Consider the following 20,964-nt stretch of genomic DNA (forward strand, 5'->3'; position numbering starts at 1 on the left):
CAGCCGGAGCCGTACTTGCCCGCAAATGAAAGGGCGTGCTACATTGGCGGCAATTCTGCTCCAGGAGGTGCGGCATGCACGTGACTGCGGACATCCTTGCCGAAAGGATCAAGGCATTCTACCCGGAATTCGAACGCTACAACCTGTCCCTCGCCGTGAGGGATGACGCCGCCAAGAATGCCTGGGTGGTGGCGATCTCCCGAGGAGGCCACAGGCTCGACACCTACATCGAGCACAAAGACGCCAGGAACTGCCTGGAGGGCAGGGAGTGCGTACATCTCTCCACGCAGATCGGCCAATTCGTCAAGAATTACTGCGGCGATTCCTGCGCCACCTGAACCGGGCCGGAAGTTGGAAATAATTTTCCATTGCATCCGGGCCGTGATTCCCCCTGGACAACTTTTGAGGTCAGGCATATATGTAAGCCGTGTCCAGGCGAATGTTGGTGCAACCTCAACGGAGGCGATACCATTGGGCCAGACAGAAGATGAACAGCATTTCATGAAGTAGAGCACAACAGGCCATAGGCTCATATGCAGCCACGGCATAACGCAACATGGGTTAACCATACGCTCTACTGTTTTGGCCACGACATCCCTCAAATAACCACATAAAGCTCAATTGGATCAACCCGCTGGCCCCGTCCTTCACTGGACGGGGCCTTTTTCATTTCGCCTCCGGGCCTTTGGGCGGATTTGCCGCAGACGATGACCCAGGCCTGTTCAGCCAAAGATGGTGCCCCGGGGGGAGTGGAGTCCGGAGGCCCAGCGTGGGGCTTCCAGCCGTTCTACCCCGCCGCTAGCCGTTCTGTTCCTCCGTGAATCAGGAGCGACGAAGCCGCCTCCCGTCAGCAGATCCGGGGCGCTGGCCCCGATGCATTGTAAAATGATCAATGACTGTATGCGGTTGGGCGGACAGAGAAAAAATTGTTGCTGATTGCCGTCAGGGGGCAAATGCAGGCGAATCATAACGATTTACAAAGTATAAGAAAATTTTATGCAGCGAAAATGGAGAGCATGATGCTTCGTCTTGAGCGGTGTAATAATTAGTAATATGCCAAAAAATTATTTCATTGACAGATCTAAATGTTACATGAATAGGGTAAGATACCAAAAACCCCTATGGGCATGCCTGTTCCACGACCTCTGCGTACATGTCTCACCCGGGGCATCGTTCAGGCACATGAAGGAGGAGGCTATGCGACGTGCATTGAAAGACAGTCGGTTGAGGCTGGCCGTGACCACCCTGGCTTGGGTCCTGACGGCATTGATTCCCTGGCAGTTCACCTTAAGCGGCGGCCTCGAATCCGCCCGTGCATACGGTTTCGCTCAAAGCCCGATACTCACGAAGTTCATTGACCCGTTGCCCGACATACCCCTCGCCACGCCAGATCCGACGCAGCCCTACGGCCCGAACTGCGACTACTATACGATAGGCATCCAGCAGTTCACGCAGGTCATGCACAGCGAGATGCCGCTGGGCACCAAGCTCCGCGGATATGTGGACCTGACCACCAACCCGGCAAACGCCCCGAAATTCGGCGGGCCGCTCATCGTGGCCCAGAAAGGCAAGGCGGTGCGCATCAAGTACGTCAACACCCTGCCTGCGGGTAATTTCTTCCTGCCTCTGGACAGCACCCTCATGGGCGGGATGCTGCCGCAGAACGCCGTGGTGGTGCACCTTCACGGCGGCTTCAGCCCCTGGATCAGCGACGGCACGCCCCACCAGTGGTTCACGCCCGACGGGCAACGCGGGCCGAGCTTTGCCAGAGTCCCGGACATGCCCCCGCCAGGCCCGGGGGAGGCGACCTATTATTACACCAACGATCAGAGCGCCAGGTTGCTCTGGTATCACGACCACTTCGTGGCCATGACCCGCGTGAACCCCTACGTCGGCTTGGCCGCGCCGTACCTGATCACGGACAATGAAGAACAGGCCATGATCACGAACGGCATCCTGCCTGGCTACGGAATCCCGCTGATCGTTCAGGACAAGACCTTCGTGGCCGCGGACATCGCCACGCAGGACCCGTCCTGGACCCTCAACCCCGACTGGGGCCAGACCGTGGGCTCGCTGTGGTACCCCCATGTCTATGAAACCAACCAGGACCCCGCCACCGGCGCCCCGGTGCCGAGCGGCCGCGTGGATTACGGCAAGTGGGTCTATCCCCCTGTGGCGAACGTGATCGAACCCCTGCCGACCCCCTCGTGCGTGCCCGAGTTCTTCGCCGACACCCCGGTGATCAACGGCGCGGCATACCCCTACCGCGAGGTGAAGCCCCAGGTGTACCGCTTCAGGATCCTCAACGGTTCCAACGCCAGGAACTACAACCTGCAGCTCTACTACGAGGACCCCAGCAACAACGGCGAGCCGGTGCTGCCCGGCACCCCCGTCACGCCGTTGGCCGTGGCCCCGCCGACTTTCCTCCAGATCGCCAACGAATCCGGCTTCCTGCCGGCATACACTGAGCTGAACACCAACCCGCCCAAGCAGTGGGACGGCGTGCAGTGGAACCTCTGGCTGGCCCCTGCGGAGCGCGCCGACATTCTCATCGACTTCTCGGGCATCCCGGACGGAACCCGGCTGATTCTCTATAGCGACATGGCCGCACCCGCCCCCATGGGTGATCCCCGCAACGATTACTTCACGGGCGACCCCGACTTCTCCCCAACGGGCCTGAACATGGGCGGCGCGCCCACGACCCTGGTCGGCAAGGGCCCCAACACCAGGACGCTCATGGAATTCCGGGTGAACAGCGCGGCAGCGGATCCTGCCTTCACCACGACCATGGCGGCCATCAAGGCTTACCTGGCCGACCCTGTCACCGGGCTGCCCGGGGTGTACGCCAGGTCCCAGCCGGGCCCGGTCGTCCCGGTGGGGACTCCGGTGAACAACAGGTCCGTCACGGTGGGCGGCTTCGCCAACATGATCAAGACGCTGAACGAGGAGTTTGACGACTACGGCCGCCTGCTCCAGAGGCTCGGCACCAACCAGCTCCACTACAACAACCAGGGCGTCTTCATGACTGGTTTCGGCTACGACCAGCAGATCACCGAAAAGGCCTTCGCCGGCTCCAGCCAGGTCTGGACGGTGGTCAACAACACCGGCGACGTCCACCCAATCCACTTCCACCTGTTCAGCGTGCAGGTGGTGGCCAGGACGGACTGGGCCGGAAACAGCATCCCCATAGACCCCAACGAGATGGGCTGGAAGGAGACGGTCAAGATGTTCCCCGGCCAGAACACCACCGTGGCCATGCGGTTCAACCTTCCCAAGGTCCCCTTCCATCTCAAGCCCAGCATCCGCCCGAGGAACGGTTCCTTGCCCTTCGACAGGTTCAAGAACCCGCTTGTCGACTTCGGGCACGAATACGTGTGGCACTGCCACATCCTCGAACATGAAGAGCACGACATGATGCGGCCGATGTCGGTGTACCGCCCCGTGTACTTCTGGTGGCTGCCGCTGTTGATGGGCGACAAGTAGCCCGGATTGCGGCCGTGCGGCCGCCTATCCGGTGGCCGCACGGCGCAAGGTGCGGACGAAGATGCAACACTTCGAGCAAAGGAGACTGATTATGTCGCGGACCATGAAAATATTCTGTGCGGGCGTGGCGCTGGCCGCCGCGCTGCTCTGCGCCCCTTCGGCCGGCCTGGCCCAGGCGGCCCAGGCGGCCCAGGCAGCCCAGGAGGCCCAGGAGGCCCGGGACTCGGTGCTGGACTCAAGCCAGTGCAGGCGGACCTACATGACCTGCTTGAGCCAGGCCGGGGAAGAACTGGGCCCCAAGGCTCAGTGCGCCCAGGTATACCAGGCCTGCCAGCGCAGCGCTCAGGCCAAGGCCAAGTCCTATAAACCGGCAACGAGCAAGCCTAAGGGCGCGCAGTAAAGCCGGCCGGGAATTCGGGGGCGGGGCAGATCGCGCCCTGTCCCCCCGGTCCCGGCGGAATTCAGTGGCAGGCGGCTACGCGGAGGGGGGAAATGCGCAATATAAAAGGCAATGCCGGTCGTTATACGATACGGTCGGGGAGGGTGGACTCCAGCGATTCGTCGCGGAGGGTGCGTAAGAATTGCCCCAACTGCCAGGCGGAACTTGAGTACAAGGAGGGCCCGCACGAGAACGGCAGGTTCCAGAGCTTGTACGAGTGCCCGTATTGCCTGCGGGAATACCTTGGCATGCAAAGTGAGTTTCTGGTCGACGTGACCCTGGTGTGGAGCGAATACGACGAGGCATTCAACACCAGCGACGTGTGTCCCGGAACCATACCCTGAAACGCGGCGCTTTCGGACGGCCGTGGGGAGCGTTGTGGACGCATGCGTGAGGCAACGGCGGGGGCGCGGTTTTGCGCCCCTCAATGCATGCAACCCGGGCCTGAGGCATGACATGTGCGCAAACGAGAAAGGGTTCCAGACTTGCGTCTGGAACCCTCGTTCTTCGTGGCTCCCCGGGGGTGACTCGAACACCCAACCTAGTGATTAACAGTCACCCGCTCTGCCGATTGAGCTACCGGGGAACAGAGCCGCGTCGCGGCGGAAAGAACGTCTAAGTGAAAGGGGGCCCGGCGTCAACCACTTTTTTTGGAACTTTCCGGCTTCCTTGACGCTCCTGTGGAATTGTCATAGTTCAGCCGGATTCGATCCGACCTTCTCTTTACGACCACGGAGTGATCCCTTTGGCATCCCAAGACAAGCCCCGCCGCCGCGATTTCAAATTGCCCGTGAAATCGGACAAGGTCGAGCGGTTCCACCCCTTGCTCGAAGCCCTGGCCAACCGCGACGAACTCAACGAAGTTCTCAAAAACCGCGTGGCCAAGGCCTGCCAGCTCCTTGACGGAGACATCCCGCTCTACCCCAACGATTTCGTCAAGACCGACGACATCGGCGTCACCGCGACGAAATACAAGGACGCCGACGAGGCCGCCCTGGCCGCCCTGGCCGAGGCCGACCCGCCGAGGACCTTCGCCCTGGCCGGGCGCATCGTGGCCCACCGCTCCTTCGGCAAGGTGACGTTCTTCCACCTGCAGGATGCCTCCGGTAAGCTGCAGTGCTTCGCCACCCGCGACGAGTTGGGCGTGGACGCCTACTCCGTGTTCAAGAAGTTCGACACCGGCGACGTGGTCGGCTGCGTGGGCAAGCTCTTCCGCACCCAGACCGGCGAGCTGACCCTGGGCTGCACCGAGGTGCGCCTGCTCTCGAAGTCCATGCGCCCGTTGCCCGAGAAATACCACGGCCTCAAGGACGTGGAGATCCGCTACCGCCAGCGCTACGTTGACCTAATCGTCACCCCGCGCACGGCCGAGATCTTCAAGGTCCGCACCCGCATCGTCACCGAGCTGCGCAGCTTCCTCAATGAGAGGGGCTTCGTCGAGGTCGAGACGCCCATGATGCAGGCCATCCCCGGCGGCGCCACGGCCAAGCCGTTCCTGACGCACCACAACGCGCTGGATCTGCAGCTCTACATGCGCATCGCCCCCGAGCTGTACCTCAAGCGCCTCCTGGTGGGCGGGTTCGAGAAGGTCTACGAGGTGGGACGCAACTTCCGCAACGAGGGCATCTCCACCCAGCACAACCCCGAATTCACCATGTGCGAGTTCTACTGGGCCTACGCCCGGTTCGACGACCTCATGGACCTCACCGAGGAGCTTTTCGCCCGCCTGGCGCAGGCGGTGTGCGGCTCCACCAAGGTGACCTACCAGGGCCAGGAGATCGACCTCACCGTGGGCACGTGGCAGCGCATGAACTTCCACGAATCCCTGGAGAAGGTCGGCGGCGTGCCCCCCGAGATCTACACCGACTACGAGGCCTGCAAGGCCCACGTGCTCAAGCACGGCGAGAAGGTGCTCAAGGGCGAGAAGCTGGGCAAGCTCCAGGCCAAGCTCTTCGACCTCTTCGTGGAGCCCAAGCTCATCCAGCCGCACTTCATCTACGGCTACCCCACGGACATCTCGCCGCTGTCGCGCCGCAACGAGGCCAACCCCGAGATCACGGACCGCTTCGAGCTGTTCATGACCGGGCGCGAGATGGCCAACGCCTTCTCCGAGCTGAACGACCCCGTGGACCAGCGCCTGCGCTTCGAGGAGCAGGTGGCCGAGAAGGCCGCCGGCGACGACGAGGCCCACTACATGGACGAGGACTACGTGCGCGCCCTGGAGTACGGCATGCCCCCGGCGGCGGGGCAGGGCATCGGCATCGACCGGCTGGTGATGCTGCTCACCGACTCGGCCTCCATCCGCGAGGTGATCCTGTTCCCGCTGCTCAAGCCCGAGGGCGCAGCCACAGAATGAAATTCGAGCTGTTCATAGCCCTGCGCTATCTGCTCACCAAGCGCGAGCACTCCTTCATCTCCGTCATCTCCCTCATGTCCGTGCTGGGCGTGGGGCTGGGGGTGGCGGCGCTCATCGTGGTCATGGCCGTGATGAGCGGGTTCTCCACCGAATTCCGGGACAAGCTCCTGGGCCTGTCCTCCCATGTGATCGCCGGCGTCACCGGCGGGGCCATGCGCAACTACGACGCCCAGATGGCCAAGGTGGCCAAGGTGCCCGGAGTCTCCGGCGTGACGCCCATCATCTACGCCGAGGTCATGCTCTCTCGCGCTGGCGCCCCTAAAGGGGTGATCCTGCGCGGCATCGACCCCGCCTCGGCCCGGGCCGTGCTGGCCATCCACAAGGATATGGTCTTCGGCGCCGTGGACGACCTGGAGAAGCCCTCCGACGTGCCCGGCATCCTGCTGGGCTCGGAGCTGGCCGCGCGCATGGGCGTGGGCCTGGGCTCCACCGTGAACGTGCTCACCCCCTCGCTGCGCGGCTCGGCCGTGGGCTTCACCCCCAAGGTGAAGATTTTCCAGGTTGTGGGCGTGTTCAAGACCCACATGTACGAGTACGACTCCTCCTCGGCCTTCGTCTCCCTTGGGGCGGCCCAGGATATGCTCGGCTTCAAGCCCGACTCGGCCCTCTACCTCGACGTGCGCCTGCACGACCCCGACGACGCCCCACGCATCGCCGAGGACATCAGCCAGGCCCTGGGCGGCATGCCGTACTACACCCGCACCTGGGTGGACATGAACGGCAACATCTTCGCGGCCCTCAAGCTGGAGAAGGCCGGGCTGTTCGTGGTGCTCCTGATGATCGTGCTGGTGGGCTCCTTCTCCATCATCACCTCCCTGGTGCTGCTGGTCATGGAGAAGACGCGCGACATCGCCATACTCATGTCCATGGGCGCCCAGGCGGACTCCATCCGCAGGATATTCCTGCTCCAGGGGTGCATCATCGGGGCCGTGGGCACGGTGATGGGCTACGCGCTGGGCATCGGCCTGGCCCTGACCATCAAGCATTTCCAGTTCATCAAGCTCCCGGCGGACGTCTACCCCATGGATACGATCCCCGTGCTGCTCAACTGGGTGGATCTGGTGGGCATCGGTGTAACGGCTTTCGGTCTTTGCTTCCTCTCTACATTGTACCCGGCCAGCAAGGCGGCCTCGCTCAAGCCCGTGGAGGCCCTGCGCCATGACTGAGCCGATCTACCGCCTCATAGGCCTGGGCAAGGACTACCAGGGCCCCGCCGAGGCCGTGCGGGTGCTGGGCTCCATCGACCTGGAGATCATGCCCGGGGAATCGCTGGCGATCCTCGGGTCGTCGGGCTCGGGCAAGTCCACGCTGCTGCAGCTGCTGGGCGCGCTGGACACGCCCACGCGCGGCATGGTGGAGTTCGACGGGCAGGACATCACCCGGCTCAAGCCCGCCGCCGCCGCCAAGCTGCGCAACAAGGACATCGGGTTCGTCTTCCAGTTCCATCACCTGCTGCCCGAATTCACGGCCCTGGAGAACGCGGCCATGCCCGCGCTGATAGCGGGAGAGCCCAAAGAAAAGGCTTTTGATATGGCCTCTGCGGCCTTGGGGCTTTTAGGGCTTGAACAAAGGCTGCATCACAGGGTAACAACCCTGTCCGGCGGAGAGAGGCAACGGGCCGCCATCGCTCGGGCGATCCTGATGCGGCCCAAGGTTCTCCTGGCTGACGAACCGACGGGAAACCTTGATGAATCGACCGGCCAGCGCGCCGGAGAACTCCTGGCGAAACTGAACAGTGAACTCAATATGACCCTCATAGTGGTCACACACAACCACAACCTGGCCCGGCTCATGGGTCGGCGGATGGAACTGCATGGCGGAGAACTCTATGCGCAGCCCTAACCGTACCGGTCTGATCCTCACTTTCCTTGCAACGATTTTCCTGTGCTTCTCCGGTGCGGCCATGGCCCAGTCCGGGGCCGGCAAGGTCCTGGTGCTGCCTTTCGCAGTGAATGCCCCCAGCGGCAAGGACTCGCTTTCCAAGAGCATCACTCAGCTGTTGACCGAGCGCCTGCGCGAGCAGGGCGTGAGCGTCGTGGGCGCTTCCGCCAAGGCCAAGCCCGTCGACTCCGCCTCCGCCGCGCGCTCCGCGGCCAAGGCTGCCGGGGCCGCCATGGCGGTGTACGGCACGCTCAACCAGATGGGCGACACCATCTCCATCGACGCCAAGACCGTGGCCGCCACGGGCGGCGAGCCGCAACAGATCATCGTCACCCGCCCGGACATGCTGTCCCTGCCTTCCGCCGTTGACGAACTGGCGGGCAAGGTCCGCCCGGCCGGGGCAACAGCCTCCGCGTCTTCTTCCGTTGCGGGTGCCTCCGGCGCCAAGGTGGTCGAGCTTGACGTCGAGGGCAACAACGCCCTGGAGAAGGACGTCATCCTGCTCAAGGTCAAGACGCAGGTGGGCGAGCCCTTCGAGACCAAGACCGTCAACGACGACCTCAAACGCCTTTTCGAACTGGGCTACTTCGAGGACGTGCAGATCCGCACGGAGGACGTCCGCGGCGGCAAGCGCGTGGTCTTCGTGGTCAAGGAGAAGCCGCGCATCCAGGCCGTGAGCGTGCTCGGCAACGACGAGATCAAGAAGGACGACATCCTCGAGGCCATGGGCACCAAGGCCGGCTCGGTTCTGAACATGCAGGTGCTGGCCGACGACCTGGAGAAGATCCGCGAGCTCTACAAGAAGAAAGGCCTGTACCAGACCACCGTCGAGTACAAGCTGGAGCAGACCGATCCCCGCCTGGCCCGCCTGAACATCGTCATCCACGAGACCCAGAAGCTCTACATCAAGAAGATCACCATCGAGGGCGCCAAGCAGATCTCCGCCTCCGACCTCAAGGACGAGATGGCCCTGAAGGAGAAGAACTTCCTCTCCTGGATCATGCAGACCGGCGTACTTAAAGAGGAGTTGCTCGACCGCGACTCCGCCGCCATCGAAAACTACTACACCAACCGCGGCTTCATCGACGCCCGTGTGGGCCAGCCCACGGTGGACGTCAAAAGCGACGGCATCTACTTGACCTTCCAGGTCTCCGAGGGCGAGCGCTACAAGATCGGCAACGTCAACTACAAGGGCGACCTGCTCCTTGAAGAGAAGAAGCTGCGCGAGCTCACCAAGCTCAACACCCTGGCGACCAAGAAGGACTACTTCGACCGCTCCGTGGTCCGCGAAGACATCACCAAGCTCAACGAGACGTACTCCGACATGGGCTACGCCTTCGCGGAGACCGACCTCGACATGCAGAAGCGCGGCGACGAGAAGATCGTCGACGTGACCTACATCCTGAGCAAGGGGCAGAAGGTTTACGTGCGCCGCGTGGTGGTCGAGGGCAACGACCGCACCCGCGAGAACGTCATCCGCCGCGAGGTGCGCCTCTCCGACGGCGACCTCTTCTCCGGCACCAAGCTCAAGCGCTCCAACGAACGCCTGAACAAGCTGGACTACTTCGAAAAGGTCGACCTGGAGACCGTGCCCACCGACAACCCCGGCGAAGTGGACATCCGCGTCAAGGTCAAGGACAAGAACACCGGCTCCATCTCCGCGGGCGTGGGCTACTCCACCTACGACTCCGTGTTCTTCGGCGGCTCCGTGCAGGAGCGCAACCTCTTCGGCAAGGGCTACGACGTGCAGTTCCAGGGCATGATCTCAGGCATCACCAACCGCTTCGTCCTGAGCTTCACCAACCCCCACGTCTACGACTCCAACCTCGCCGCCGGCGCGGACGTGTTCAGCACCTTCCGCCGCTACTCCGACTTCTACAAGCAGTCGCAGGGCACCCGCATCCGCTTCGGCTACCCCGTGGGCGAGTTCACCACCCTGAACTGGGACTACCGCCTGACCCGCGACGACGTGTACCACACCAACCCCTATGCGGCCACGATCATCCAGGAGTCCAAGGGCATCCACTGGACCAGCGCCGTGGTGGTCGGCGCCTCGCGCGACACTTCCGACAGCCGCACCAAGCCCACCAAGGGCACCATCAACGAGCTCAACGTCGAATACGCCGGCCTGGGCGGCGACCGCGGCTTCGTCAGGACCAGCTACAGCTTCAACTTCTACCAGCCTCTGCCTCTGGAGACGGTGTTCCACTTCAGGACGCAGATCGGCGTGCTCTACCAGAACGGTTTCGGCGACATCCCGGTTTTCGAGCGCTTCTTCCTGGGCGGCATCAACAACATCCGCGGATACGAGACCGACAAGATCACCCCGCACGACCACCGCACCAACGAGGCTATCGGTGGCGACACCTCGTACTTCGCCAACCTGGAGTACATCTTCCCCATCGCCAAGCAGTACGGCCTCTACGGTGTCGGCTTCTTCGACGCGGGCAACTCCATCTACCGGATGCGCGACGGCCTGAACCTCTGGTTCGTCAAGTCGTTGGGCGGCGGCGTGCGCTGGCACTCCCCCCTGGGCCTGATCCGCGTGGAAGCCGGTTACGCGCTCGACAACATCCAGCATAACCAGAACCCGTTCCAGATCGGCTTCACCATGGGGCAGACCTTCTAAGAATGGCTTGACTTTCTCGGCAAAAGGGTATGTGAGCATCGCCGTGCCCCAATGCGACGAAGAATTGTCCCGTGTGAAAAGATTTGCAGACAAAGGAGAAAACGAGAAATGCCTAACCTGCTGAAATATGTGCTGCTTGCATGCCTTGTTGTGGCCATGCCGGCAATGGCTCGGGCCGCGGACAAGATCGGTGTCGTCAGCTCCGATGAGGTGGTGCAGAACTCCGACGCCGGCAAGCGCGCCATGCAGGAACTGCAGAACAAGGCCGAGTCCAAGCAGAAGGAACTCACCCGCCAGAGCGAAGACCTCAAGAAGATGGACGAGGACTTCCGCAAGAAGAGCGTGACCCTCTCCGCCGAAGCCAAGCAGAAGGCCCAGGCCGAAATCGAGGCCAAGTTCAAGAAGATGATGGATGACCAGAACAACTTCAACCAGCAGATGAACCAGGAGCAGTCCAGGGTTCTCGAACCCCTGTTCAAGGTCTTCCAGCAGGTCGTCGGCGATTACGCCAAGAAGAACGGCTATTCCATGATCATCGAAAAGCGTGCCGTGCACTTCTCCGCCGCCGGCACCGACCTGACCGCCGACATCACCAAGGACTTCGACGCCGCGGCGAAGCGCGGCAAGTAGCCTTCAATCTTCATGATCAGGCGGCTTCCTCCCGGAGGCCGCCTTTTTTTTACCCATAGGAGGCGACATGGCCGACATGCCCATCCCCGTCACAGAGATTCTCAAGCTGCTGCCGCACCGCTACCCCTTCCTGCTGGTGGACCGCGTGCTTGCCTTTGAGAAGGACATCTCGCTCACCGCCATCAAGAACGTCACCTTCAACGAGCCGTTCTTCCAGGGCCACTTCCCCGACAAACCGGTAATGCCCGGCGTGCTCCAGCTGGAGGCCATGGCCCAGGCGGGCGGGCTGCTGCTGGCGCTCTCCCGCGAGGGGCTCGGAGACAAGCTGTTCATGTTCACGGGCATCAACAACGCCAAGTTCCGCCGCCCGGTCGTGCCGGGCGACCAGCTGACGCTCACCTGTTCGGACGTGAAGCAGAAGCTGAGCCTCTGGAAGATGAAGGGCACCGCCACCGTCAACGGCGAGCTCTGCTGCGAGGCCGAATTGACCGCCGCCGTGGTGGACCGCAGCAAGTTCTAGCCTTCCCGTTCAGCATCAATCGCGCCTGAGTGCGGCGCGAAGCGGAAAAGGGATTCCAAAGGGCGCAGCCCTTTGGCCGCCGGAGGCACTTTTCACACCAGGCTGACTGGCAGGTGAAGAAGCCTCCGGCGGCCAAAGGGATTTCATCCCTTTGGAATCCCTTATCGCTTTGCGTTCGCGGCGGATGGGATCAGCAGGGGGCTAGCGCCTCCCGCAGGGCGTCCACGAAGCCGCGCACATCGGCCTCGGTGGTGTCGAAGGAGCACATCCAACGCACCTCGGGCCGTTCCGCAGGTTCCGGGTTCCAGACATAGAAGAAATACCGCTTCTGCACTGCATCGATGGCCGCCGACGGCATGCGGGCGAACACGGCGTTGGCCTGCACCGGCCGCGTGATCTCCACCCCGGGCATCGCGGCGGCCTCGCGGGCCAGCAGGGCTGCCATGGCGTTGGCGTTGCGGGCGTTGGTCAGCCAGAGCCCGGTCTCGAACAAGGTGGTGAACTGCGCGGCGACGTAGCGCATCTTGGAGGCCAGCTGCATGGACTGCTTGCGGAGGAAGCGCATGGCCTCGCCCGCTCCAGCCGCCAGGGCGCGCGGAAAGAGCACCACGGCCTCGCCGTACATGAGCCCGTTCTTGGTGCCTCCGAAGCTCAGGGCGTCCACGCCGCAATCCACGGTCATCTCCTTGAAGCCAACGCCCAGTGCGGCGGCGGCGTTGCACAGTCGGGCGCCGTCCATGTGCAGGAACATGCCGTTGGCGTGGGCCAGATCCGCCAAGGCCTTGATCTCATCCAGGGAGTAGAGGGTGCCCAACTCGGTGCACTGCGTGATGGAGATCACCTTGGGCTGGTTGTGGTGCTGGTTGCCCAGGTGATGCAGCACGGGCTGAATGCGCTCCGGGGTGATGCGCCCGTGGTCGTGGGGCAGGGCGAAGAGCTTGCAGCCCAAGTTTCGCTCGGGCGCGCCGCATTCGTCCACGTTGATGTGCGCGGTCTCGGCGCAAACCACGCCGTGATAGGGCCGGGTCAGCGATGCCAGCGAAAGCACGTTGGCCCCGGTGCCAAGAAAAGTGAAGAACACCTGGCAATCCTCCCCGAATACGCGGCGGAAGGAGGCCTCGGCGGCCTGCGTCCAGGGGTCGTCCCCGTAGGCGAGGGCGTGGCCGGTATTGGCGGCGGCCAGGGCCCCCAGAATGTCAGGATGGACGCCGGAATTGTTGTCGCTGGCGAAGCTGTGCATGGTCTTTCCTGTAGTGCTTCTGGCCTTGGTGGCCTGTGTGGAATGGGCTGATGGAAATCTGAGGCTGGGAGATCACTTCGTGGTGGTGACCGACAGGGAATCGAAATCCTGCTCTTGGGCCATCCGCTGCGATTCACGCTCGATGGCCTCTATGTGGCGGGCGAAGACGGCCACGAGCTGCTGGTCCAGCTTGCCCTGGGCCGCGTCGCGGTGGAGGATCTGCAGGGCCTCCTCGCGGGGCAGGGCGGGCTTGTAGTGCCGCTCCATGGTCACCGCGTCGTAGATGTCCACGATCATCAGGATGCGCGCCATGAGCGAAATCTCGTCGCCCTTGAGTCCGGCCGGATAGCCGGAGCCGTCCAGGCGCTCATGGTGCTGGAGGATAATCTCGGGCAGGTCGCGCATGCGCTTGGGAAAGGGGATGTGCTGCAGGATCCGGTAGCTTTCGGCCGGGTGGCGTTCGATCTCCTTGCGCTCCTCGGGCAGCAGGTTGCCCCGCGGCAGGAGCAGGGCAAGGGTCTCGACTTCCGAGAGGATGGGCATCGCGAGGCCGTAGGCGTTCAGCTCCTGCTTGGCGACTTCGACCACCAGTGAGGCCTGTTCCCGGGTGAGGCCGTCGGAGGAGTTGATACGCTTGAGCATCTCGAAATCCGCGTTCCAGGGCGCGCCGGATATTTCAGAGAGCAGGGCCATGCGCATCCCGATCAGGTCCATCTGGTCATTGGGGAGCCGGGTGGACTTGGTGAGCACCTGCTCCCGGACGCCGATCTTGCCTACGTCGTGCAGCAGCCCGGCATAGTAGATCTCGGTGAGCGCGGAGTCGTCGAAGGAGACGCGGGGAAAGTGGAAGTGGTCCTCGTGCACGGCCTTGGCCAGGGCCACGGCAAGCCGGGCCACGCGGTGGGAGTGCCCGGCGGTGAAGAGGTCCCGCGCGTCGATGGCGGTGGCCAGGGCCTGGAGCAGGGCCTTGAGCAGCGTCTGGATGCTTTCGAAATGGACGGCGTTGCCCATGGCCGTGCCCGCAACCGAAGCCAAGGTGTTCACGTACTGGAGGTGGTTGGCCTCCAGCGCCACGTCGCGGGCGCTGGCCAGCACCAGCAGGCCCACGCGGTTTTCAGCGGCCACGATGGGCACGGCAAGGATGGAGGTGATGCCGGGCACCTCGTCGTGCCAGCGTGGGTCGGCCACGAGGTCGCTTATGATCTCGCCCTTGCCGGTGCGCATGAGGTCCTGGAAAAGGGTGCTGGAAAGGAAACGCTCTAGGTGCCGCTCCTCGGCGGGGCCGAAGGAAGCGATGGGCACGGGCGAGTTGCTGTCGTTGTCGCGCAGGAAGATCATGCCCATTTCCGTGGGCAGTGCGCCGGAGGAGCACTCCCCGATGAGCGCACGGCCAACGTCGCGCAGGCGCAGCGAGGCGTTGAGGCCCACGGTCGCCCGGTGCAGCAGGGAAAGCTCGCGGTATTTCTGCAGGGTGTCGGAAGCAAGGGCCCGGCGCGCGTCGTCCTGATGGAGGAGCATCTCCAGGCTGGCGGCAACGAACTCGGCCACCTGCTGGGCGTTGCTCGAAGCGCGGTGGGAGCGGGGCCCGTCCTTCTCGGCGACGATCACATGCCCGAGCACACACCCGTTGGAGACAAAGGGCGCGCTGAAGCGCGCGGCATCCGCATGCTGGAGGTGCTCCTCGTCGAGGCCGAGTGAGGCGTGCATGCGCCCCGCCTGGACCACGGCAATGCCCCAGCCAGGCTCCAGGAGCGACCTGGCCTTGGTGAGCAGCGGAGTTATGTCGAAGCTGCGGAGGAAACGACGCAGAACCATGAGGAACGGATACTCCGGCTTGTACTACCTGTGGATGCCGAGCAGCGCGCGGGCTGTGCTCAGAACCTCGTCCGGGTCAAAGGGTTTGGTCATGTAGTGCTTCGCGCCAAGTTCCAGGCCCTGCTTGCGGTCGACCTCCTGCCCCTTGGCGGTGAGCAGGACGATGCTGGCGCCGCTGTTCAGCGCGGCGTCGCCCTTGATTCTGCGGCAGACCTCGTAGCCGTTGAGTTTGGGCATCATGATGTCGAGGAAGATGATGGAGGGATGCTCGCGCTTGATGATCGCCAGCGCTTCTTCGCCGTTGGAAGCGGTAAGCAGCTGAATCCCGTGTTCTTCTTCAAGATCTTCGAGGGTCTGTTCCAAGAGCATACGGATATGCACTTCATCGTCGACAATAAGGATTTTGCCGGACATGTCAGCTCCTGGATGCAGAGACGTCTTTCACTCCGCTCATACGCCAATTGTTTACGAAGGTGAAGCACCTTACCATGTGCCGGGGCGGCAAAGAAAAGCGGGGGGGCCCTGTGGGCGCCGCGTCAAAAAGCCTAGAGGCGCTATTCGCTGGCAACATCCACCACGGGCTGTCCGTTGCCGCAGCGTGTCCGGGCTGTAGAGAACAGATCCTGGACGGGTGCCGTCTATACGGTACTGTTATTGTCCGCCGCAGGAACCGCTGGAGCAGGAGCTGCCGCACCCGCCGCCGCCGAGTTCGAGGCTGGAATTGATCTGGAAGCCCATGTAGGTCAGGTCGATGGTGATGGGCTGGGCCTTGCTCATGAGCTCTTTTTCAATGATGAAGCTGTAGCCCTGAACATCGAAAACGTCGTCGTTGTCTTTTGGCTCATCCAGAGCCAATGCCAGCCGGGGGCCAGCTCAGCCACCGGAGGAGAGATACACGCGGATGGGGGATTTCTCCTTGTCCGCAAAGTAGGAGTCAAGCTGCGTTTTGGCAGCCTCAGTAAGCGTGAACATGGGAGCCTCCTGGGATGATAGGGTCCCGGAATAGATAGTTCCGGGGTCCCGGTTTGTCAAATATTGTAAATTCCTATGTCCATTATTGGATGTGGCAATGCTCGGTATTCTGAGTTCTCTTGCCCCGTAGCACCTGTGAGCATCTTGAGAAATAAAATAATCAACGTGCGCGAAACTTGTTCGGCACCGGTCAGGCGGGGTGCGGGCCGGGTTCGCCGCCCGGCATCATGGCGAAACAGCGGCGCGCCACTGGACGGTATGGCTCAGAGATTCGGCAATGGACGCCGCAGCCGTGGCAATGGTCAGGAGAAAAAGAAAACGGCGGGCATCGCTGGATGGATGCCCGCCGTCGGATACGCGCCGGGTGTAGGCTTGGCGGGAAGCGCGGAGAATGCTGCTAGGAGCAGCTACCGCCTGAGCAGGAGCAGCCGCCGCAGCTGCCGCCGGAGAGCTTCAGGCTCGATTCCACCTGGAACCCGGAGCAGGAGAAATCCACGGTCAGGGGCTTGGCTTCAGTGAAAAGCTCACTCTCCACGATGAAGTCGTAGCCGTCCACGGTATGCACGGAGTCTCCGTCCTTGGCGTCGTCCAGGGCCAGGGTCAGGCGCGGGCCCGCACAAGAGCTGCTGGTGAGGAAGATGCGGATGGCGGATTTGGCGTTCTGCTCGAAGTAGCTGTCCAGTTGCGCTTTTGCTGGCGCTGTGAGAGTGACCATGAGACGTCTCCTTTAGGCTAAAGCTCTGCAGCATGGAGTATGATTGCCCCCTGTTGCAGTCAAATACGAATGTGTGATGCCTGCATTTGCCAGTTCGGGTGAATTCGGATAATTAGAGCAAAACGCAATGCGGACGGGATGGTCATGAAGCGCCAGAAAATCGTTATGAACGGCAAGGAAGTCGCCCGGACGCTGGAACGTCTGGCTTTCGAAATACTCGAGCGCCACGGCGAGTGCACGGAGCTGGCCCTGATAGGCATCCAGCGGCGCGGGGTGGAGCTGGCCCAGCGCCTGCGCAAGCTGCTGGAGGCCCGCCTGAACTGCGAATTGCCCCTGGGCAAGCTCGACATCAACCTCTACCGCGACGACTGGACAAACCTGGCGCACCAACCCCAGATCAACCAGACGGACATCCCTTTCGGCATCGACGGGCGCAAGATCATCCTGGTGGACGACGTGCTCTATTCGGGCCGCACCATCCGGGCCGCGCTGGAGGCCATCCTGGATTTCGGGCGCCCCCGCAAGGTGGAGCTCCTGGTGCTGGTGGACCGGGGGCACCGCGAGCTGCCCATCCAGGCCGACTACATGGGCAAGATGCTGCCCACCTCCCGCGAGGAGCGGGTGGACGTATACGTCAAGGAGATGGACGGCGAGGACCGCGTGCGCCTGGCCAGCGGGGAGGACGCGCAGTGAGCCTGCGACCGGCGGCCGCCGCGCTGCTGGCCCTTGCCGCGCTCGGCGCGGGCTGCGGCAAGGACGAATACCCGCCCAAGGTGCGCGAGAACTTCACGGTGGCCTGCTTGGATTCGAGCAAGGACACCCTCTCCAAGATGCCCGGCATGGGCGAGGCCGCGGTGGACAAGCAGGCCAAGACCTACTGCAACTGCGTGCTGGAGAAGATGGTTGCCAAGATGCCCTACAAGGACTTCGTGGAGATGAACGCCGCGCTGGAGAAAGGCGAATCGCCCACGGGGGCCAGGGCTGCCCTGCTGGAAGGGATCATCGCGGAGTGCGGCGGGGCCGCGCTGGAGCCGAAGAACTAGCCTTCCTGACTTTCTGTATGAAAAAGCGGCCCCTGTTCGTCGGAACAGGGGCCGCTTTGCGTTCAAGCTGAGTCGAATGCGGAGTGGGGCTATTTCGTGCTGTAGTCTTCGTCCGGTGCCGTCGCGGGGCGGGACCGACGGATATATTTGAAGAATATCCGCCGTCCCCGCTCCGCGACGGCACAGGACGAAGACGGCACGTCTCAGGGCGACAGCAGGACGGGGACGGAGTCAATCCTTCCCCGGCTCGGTTTGTCCTTTATGACTGTGACAAAGCCGGCGCACGATAAATCTAAACGGTTAGCGCGCACGACGCGAAGCCGTAAGGGATTCCAAAGGGACGAAGTCCCTTTGGCCGCCGGAGGCATCCTCCTGCGTTCCTCCCCCTATTTCTTCATCGTGACTTCGGTACCCACGCCGGATTTCGTGAACAGCTCCAGGATGAGCGAGTTCTCAACGCGCCCGTCGATGATGTGCGCCTTCTCCACGCCGGACTGCACGGCCTCCATGCAGCATTGCAGCTTGGGGATCATGCCGCCCTTGGCCACGCCGTCCTGGATGGCCCAGCTGGCCTCGCGCAGGTCCATGGATTCGATGAGCTCACCGTCGGCGTCCAGCACCCCGGCCACGTCGGTGAGCAGCATCAGGCGCTTGGCGCCCAGGGCCTGGGCCACGGCCGCGGCCGCGGTGTCGGCGTTGATGTTGTAGGTCTCGCCCGCGTCGTCCACGCCCACCGGGGCGATGACCGGGATCACGCCGCTGTCGGTGAGGGTTCGGATGAGCGAGGCGTTGACCTTCACGGGTTCGCCCACCTTGCCCAGGTCGATGATCTCGGGCGGGGCGTCCTCGCGCGTGAGCACCATCTCCAGCTTGCGGACCTTGATGAGCCAGCCGTCCTTGCCGGAGAGGCCCACGGAGGTGCCGCCGTGCAGGTTGATGAGGTTGACGATCTCCTTGTTCACGCGGCCCACCAGGACCATCTCCACCACGTCCATGGTGGCGTCGTCGGTGACGCGCAGGCCCTCGCGGAAGTGGGACTCGATGCCCAGCTGGGTGAGCATCTGGCCGATCTGCGGCCCGCCGCCGTGCACGATCACAGGGTTGACCCCGATGTACTTGAGCAGCACCACGTTGAGCGCGAAGCTCTTCTTGAGGTGCTCGTCCTTCATGGCGTGTCCGCCGTACTTGATGACGACGGTCTGCCCGCTGAACTTGCGGATGTAAGGCAGGGACTCCAGCAGCATCCTGGCCTGGCTGGCGGCGGTATTTTCCATGTCTGTGTCCTCTAGAGGATGTAACGGCTGAGGTCGCGATCCTCGGCCACGTCCTTCAATTTATCGCGCACGTATTCCCGGTCGATGGCGACGCTCTCGCCGCTGCGGTCCGGGGCCTCGAAGGAGAGGTCCTGCACGATGGTCTCCATGATGGTGTAGAGCCTGCGCGCGCCGATGTTCTCGGTCTCCTCGTTGACCTTCTGGGCGAAGACGGCCATCTCCTCCAGCCCGTCGGGCGTGAAGGTGACGGTGACGTTCTCGGTGGCCAGCAGGGCGGCGTACTGGGTGGTCAGGGAGTTCTGCGGTTCGGTGAGGATGCGCAGGAAGTCCTCCTTGCCCAGGGCGGAGAGCTCCACGCGCAGCGGGAAGCGGCCCTGCAGCTCGGGCACCAGGTCCGAGGGCTTGGAGAAGTGGAAGGCGCCGGCGGCGATGAACAGGATGTGGTCCGTTTTGACCATGCCGTACTTGGTGTTCACCACGCAGCCTTCCACCACGGGCAGCAGGTCGCGCTGCACGCCCTCGCGGGAGACGTCCGGACCGGAGCCGCCCTTGCCGTCGCGGCCGCAGATCTTGTCGATCTCGTCGATGAACAGGATGCCGGTCTGCTCCACGCGCTCCCTGGCGGACTCGGAGACCTTGTCCATGTCCACCAGCTTCTCGGACTCCTCGGTGATGAGCAGCTCGTAGGCGTCGCGCACGGAGAGCTTGCGGGTCTTCTTCTTCTGCGGGAACACCTTGGAGAACATGTCCTTGAACTGGCCGCCGATCTCCTCCATGCCGGGCATGGCCATGATCTCCACGCTGGGGGAGGGCATGGCCACCTCCATCTCCACCTGCTTGTCGTCCAGCGCGCCCTTGCGCCAGAGCTGGCGCAGCTTGTCGCGGGTGGACCCGGCCTCCTCCGCGCCCGCCTGGGGCAGGGCGTCGGCGTAGTAGCCGCTCTGCGGGCGCATGGAGGGGGGGAGCAGCAGGTCCAGCAGGCGTTCTTCGGCGGCCTTCTCGGCCTTCACGCGCACCTTGCCGGACTCCTCCTGGCGGATCAGCTGCACGCCGATCTCCATGAGGTCGCGGACCATGGACTCCACGTCGCGGCCCATGTAGCCCACCTCGGTGTACTTGGTGGCCTCCACCTTGTGGAAGGGGCACCCGGCCAGCTTGGCCAGGCGGCGGGCTATCTCGGTCTTGCCCACCCCGGTGGGCCCGATCATCAGGATATTCTTGGGAGCGATCTCGTCGCGCAGGGCGGGGTCGATCTGCTGGCGGCGCCAGCGGTTGCGCATGGCGATGGCCACCATGCGCTTGGCCGCGTTCTGGCCCACGATGTAGCGGTCCAGCTCCGAGACGATCTCCCTGGGGGTCAGGGTGCTCATGCGTTCACGGTCTCCAGGACGATATTGTTGTTGGTGAACACGCACAGCTCGGCGGCGATGTCCATGGCCTTGCGGGCCACTTCGGCGGCGGGGAGCTCGGTGTTGCGGGTCAGGGCCCGGGCGGCGGCCAGGGCGTAGGAGCCCCCGGAGCCGATGGCGGCCACGCCGTCGTCGGGTTCGATCACGTCGCCCGCGCCGGTGAGGATGAGCACGGCCGAGGCGTCGGCCACCAGGAGCATGGCCTCCAGGCGGCGCAGGAACTTGTCCTTGCGCCAGTCCTTGGCGAGCTCCACGGCGGCGCGGGTCAGGTTGCCGGAGAACTCCTCCAGCTTGGCCTCGAAGCGCTCGAACAGGGTGAAGGCGTCGGCGGTGGACCCGGCGAACCCGGCCAGCACGCGGTCCTTGTAGAGGCGGCGCACCTTGCGGGCGGTGTGCTTCATGGCCACGGCCTGCCCGAAGGTGACCTGGCCGTCCCCGGCCATGGCCACGCCGGAGGCGTCGCGCACGGCCAATATGGTGGTTCCGTGAATGTCCATG

At 63.4% G+C, this 20,964-nt stretch carries 20 protein-coding genes and 1 tRNA gene; 12 read left to right on the forward strand and 9 right to left on the reverse strand.

All coding sequences use genetic code 11. The features are described from left to right. Positions 1-74: 74 nt before the first annotated feature. From MLE18_RS05695 to MLE18_RS05710, 4 genes are all read left to right on the forward strand, one after another. Entirely contained in the window at positions 75-338 is a 264-nt protein-coding gene (locus MLE18_RS05695; protein WP_243368152.1) for a hypothetical protein, read from the forward strand. A gap of 859 nt (positions 339-1,197) precedes the next feature. Continuing rightward, entirely contained in the window at positions 1,198-3,483 is a 2,286-nt protein-coding gene (locus MLE18_RS05700; protein ID WP_243368154.1) for a multicopper oxidase family protein, read from the forward strand. 103 nt (positions 3,484-3,586) lie between these two features. Then, on the forward strand, positions 3,587-3,883 hold the full coding sequence (locus tag MLE18_RS05705; protein ID WP_243368156.1) for a hypothetical protein: 297 nt from the start codon (positions 3,587-3,589) through the stop codon (positions 3,881-3,883). Positions 3,884-4,053: 170 nt separating this feature from the next. Beyond that, positions 4,054-4,266, forward strand: a complete 213-nt coding sequence (locus MLE18_RS05710; RefSeq protein WP_243368157.1) for a hypothetical protein — start codon at positions 4,054-4,056, stop codon at positions 4,264-4,266. Positions 4,267-4,432: 166 nt separating this feature from the next. Here the strand turns inward: MLE18_RS05710 and MLE18_RS05715 are convergent. Further along, a tRNA-Asn gene (locus MLE18_RS05715) sits at positions 4,433-4,508 on the reverse strand. Between the two features lie 159 nt (positions 4,509-4,667). On the opposite strand from MLE18_RS05715, the gene lysS reads away from it, so the two are divergent. The 6 genes from lysS (at position 4,668) to fabZ (ending at position 11,998) form a co-directional block, all read left to right on the forward strand. After that, a complete protein-coding gene (gene lysS / locus MLE18_RS05720; protein ID WP_243368159.1) occupies positions 4,668-6,278 on the forward strand; it encodes a lysine--tRNA ligase in 1,611 nt (536 codons plus the stop codon). Then, positions 6,275-7,504 (forward strand): ABC transporter permease, encoded by a 1,230-nt coding sequence (locus tag MLE18_RS05725; RefSeq protein WP_243368161.1) that lies wholly within the window; start codon positions 6,275-6,277, stop codon positions 7,502-7,504. The genes lysS and MLE18_RS05725 overlap by 4 nt, the downstream gene beginning before the upstream one ends. Further along, positions 7,497-8,180, forward strand: a complete 684-nt coding sequence (locus MLE18_RS05730) for an ABC transporter ATP-binding protein (RefSeq protein WP_243368162.1) — start codon at positions 7,497-7,499, stop codon at positions 8,178-8,180. Before MLE18_RS05725 ends, MLE18_RS05730 begins: the two co-directional genes overlap by 8 nt. Further along, positions 8,167-10,848: an outer membrane protein assembly factor BamA gene (gene bamA, locus MLE18_RS05735; RefSeq protein WP_243368164.1), complete on the forward strand. Its 2,682-nt coding sequence runs from the start codon at positions 8,167-8,169 to the stop codon at positions 10,846-10,848. The genes MLE18_RS05730 and bamA overlap by 14 nt, the downstream gene beginning before the upstream one ends. A gap of 108 nt (positions 10,849-10,956) precedes the next feature. After that, complete coding sequence (locus tag MLE18_RS05740; RefSeq protein WP_243368166.1) at positions 10,957-11,478, forward strand: OmpH/Skp family outer membrane protein; 522 nt, start codon at positions 10,957-10,959, stop codon at positions 11,476-11,478. A 67-nt stretch (positions 11,479-11,545) separates the two neighbouring features. After that, complete coding sequence (fabZ, locus tag MLE18_RS05745; protein WP_243368168.1) at positions 11,546-11,998, forward strand: 3-hydroxyacyl-ACP dehydratase FabZ; 453 nt, start codon at positions 11,546-11,548, stop codon at positions 11,996-11,998. A gap of 190 nt (positions 11,999-12,188) precedes the next feature. Here the strand turns inward: fabZ and MLE18_RS05750 are convergent, their stop codons facing one another. The 5 genes from MLE18_RS05750 to MLE18_RS05770 form a co-directional block, all read right to left on the reverse strand. Next, positions 12,189-13,238 (reverse strand): threonine aldolase family protein, encoded by a 1,050-nt coding sequence (locus tag MLE18_RS05750; RefSeq protein ID WP_243368170.1) that lies wholly within the window; start codon positions 13,236-13,238, stop codon positions 12,189-12,191. A gap of 72 nt (positions 13,239-13,310) precedes the next feature. Further along, positions 13,311-15,053 (reverse strand): HD-GYP domain-containing protein, encoded by a 1,743-nt coding sequence (locus tag MLE18_RS05755; protein WP_243368171.1) that lies wholly within the window; start codon positions 15,051-15,053, stop codon positions 13,311-13,313. Positions 15,054-15,077: 24 nt separating this feature from the next. Continuing rightward, the gene (locus tag MLE18_RS05760) at positions 15,078-15,467 is read right to left on the reverse strand and encodes a response regulator transcription factor (protein ID WP_243368173.1); all 390 of its coding nucleotides are present in this window, start codon (positions 15,465-15,467) and stop codon (positions 15,078-15,080) included. Between the two features lie 237 nt (positions 15,468-15,704). Next, positions 15,705-16,025 carry an IscA/HesB family protein gene (locus tag MLE18_RS05765; protein WP_243368175.1) on the reverse strand — a complete coding sequence of 107 codons (321 nt, stop codon included), beginning with the start codon at positions 16,023-16,025 and terminating at the stop codon, positions 15,705-15,707. Between the two features lie 397 nt (positions 16,026-16,422). Continuing rightward, on the reverse strand, positions 16,423-16,740 hold the full coding sequence (locus MLE18_RS05770; RefSeq protein ID WP_243368176.1) for an IscA/HesB family protein: 318 nt from the start codon (positions 16,738-16,740) through the stop codon (positions 16,423-16,425). Positions 16,741-16,884: 144 nt separating this feature from the next. On the opposite strand from MLE18_RS05770, the gene pyrR reads away from it, so the two are divergent. Both pyrR and MLE18_RS05780 read left to right on the forward strand, forming a co-directional pair. Continuing rightward, positions 16,885-17,433: a bifunctional pyr operon transcriptional regulator/uracil phosphoribosyltransferase PyrR gene (gene pyrR, locus MLE18_RS05775; RefSeq protein ID WP_419714887.1), complete on the forward strand. Its 549-nt coding sequence runs from the start codon at positions 16,885-16,887 to the stop codon at positions 17,431-17,433. Beyond that, positions 17,430-17,783, forward strand: a complete 354-nt coding sequence (locus MLE18_RS05780) for a hypothetical protein (protein WP_243368180.1) — start codon at positions 17,430-17,432, stop codon at positions 17,781-17,783. The genes pyrR and MLE18_RS05780 overlap by 4 nt, the downstream gene beginning before the upstream one ends. Positions 17,784-18,169: 386 nt before the next feature. Here MLE18_RS05780 and argB read toward each other — a convergent pair whose 3' ends face one another. Genes argB through hslV form a run of 3 tightly spaced genes read right to left on the reverse strand, consistent with a single transcriptional unit; the run spans position 18,170 to position 20,963 of the window. Next, complete coding sequence (gene argB, locus MLE18_RS05785) at positions 18,170-19,057, reverse strand: acetylglutamate kinase (RefSeq protein ID WP_243368182.1); 888 nt, start codon at positions 19,055-19,057, stop codon at positions 18,170-18,172. Between the two features lie 11 nt (positions 19,058-19,068). Beyond that, positions 19,069-20,427 carry an ATP-dependent protease ATPase subunit HslU gene (gene hslU, locus MLE18_RS05790; protein ID WP_243368183.1) on the reverse strand — a complete coding sequence of 453 codons (1,359 nt, stop codon included), beginning with the start codon at positions 20,425-20,427 and terminating at the stop codon, positions 19,069-19,071. Further along, positions 20,424-20,963: an ATP-dependent protease subunit HslV gene (gene hslV, locus MLE18_RS05795; protein ID WP_243310459.1), complete on the reverse strand. Its 540-nt coding sequence runs from the start codon at positions 20,961-20,963 to the stop codon at positions 20,424-20,426. Before hslV ends, hslU begins: the two co-directional genes overlap by 4 nt. Position 20,964: the final 1 nt, after the last annotated feature.

Origin of the sequence: Fundidesulfovibrio soli (assembly GCF_022808695.1) — a bacterium.
In the GTDB taxonomy this organism is placed as follows: domain Bacteria; phylum Desulfobacterota; class Desulfovibrionia; order Desulfovibrionales; family Desulfovibrionaceae; genus Fundidesulfovibrio; species Fundidesulfovibrio soli.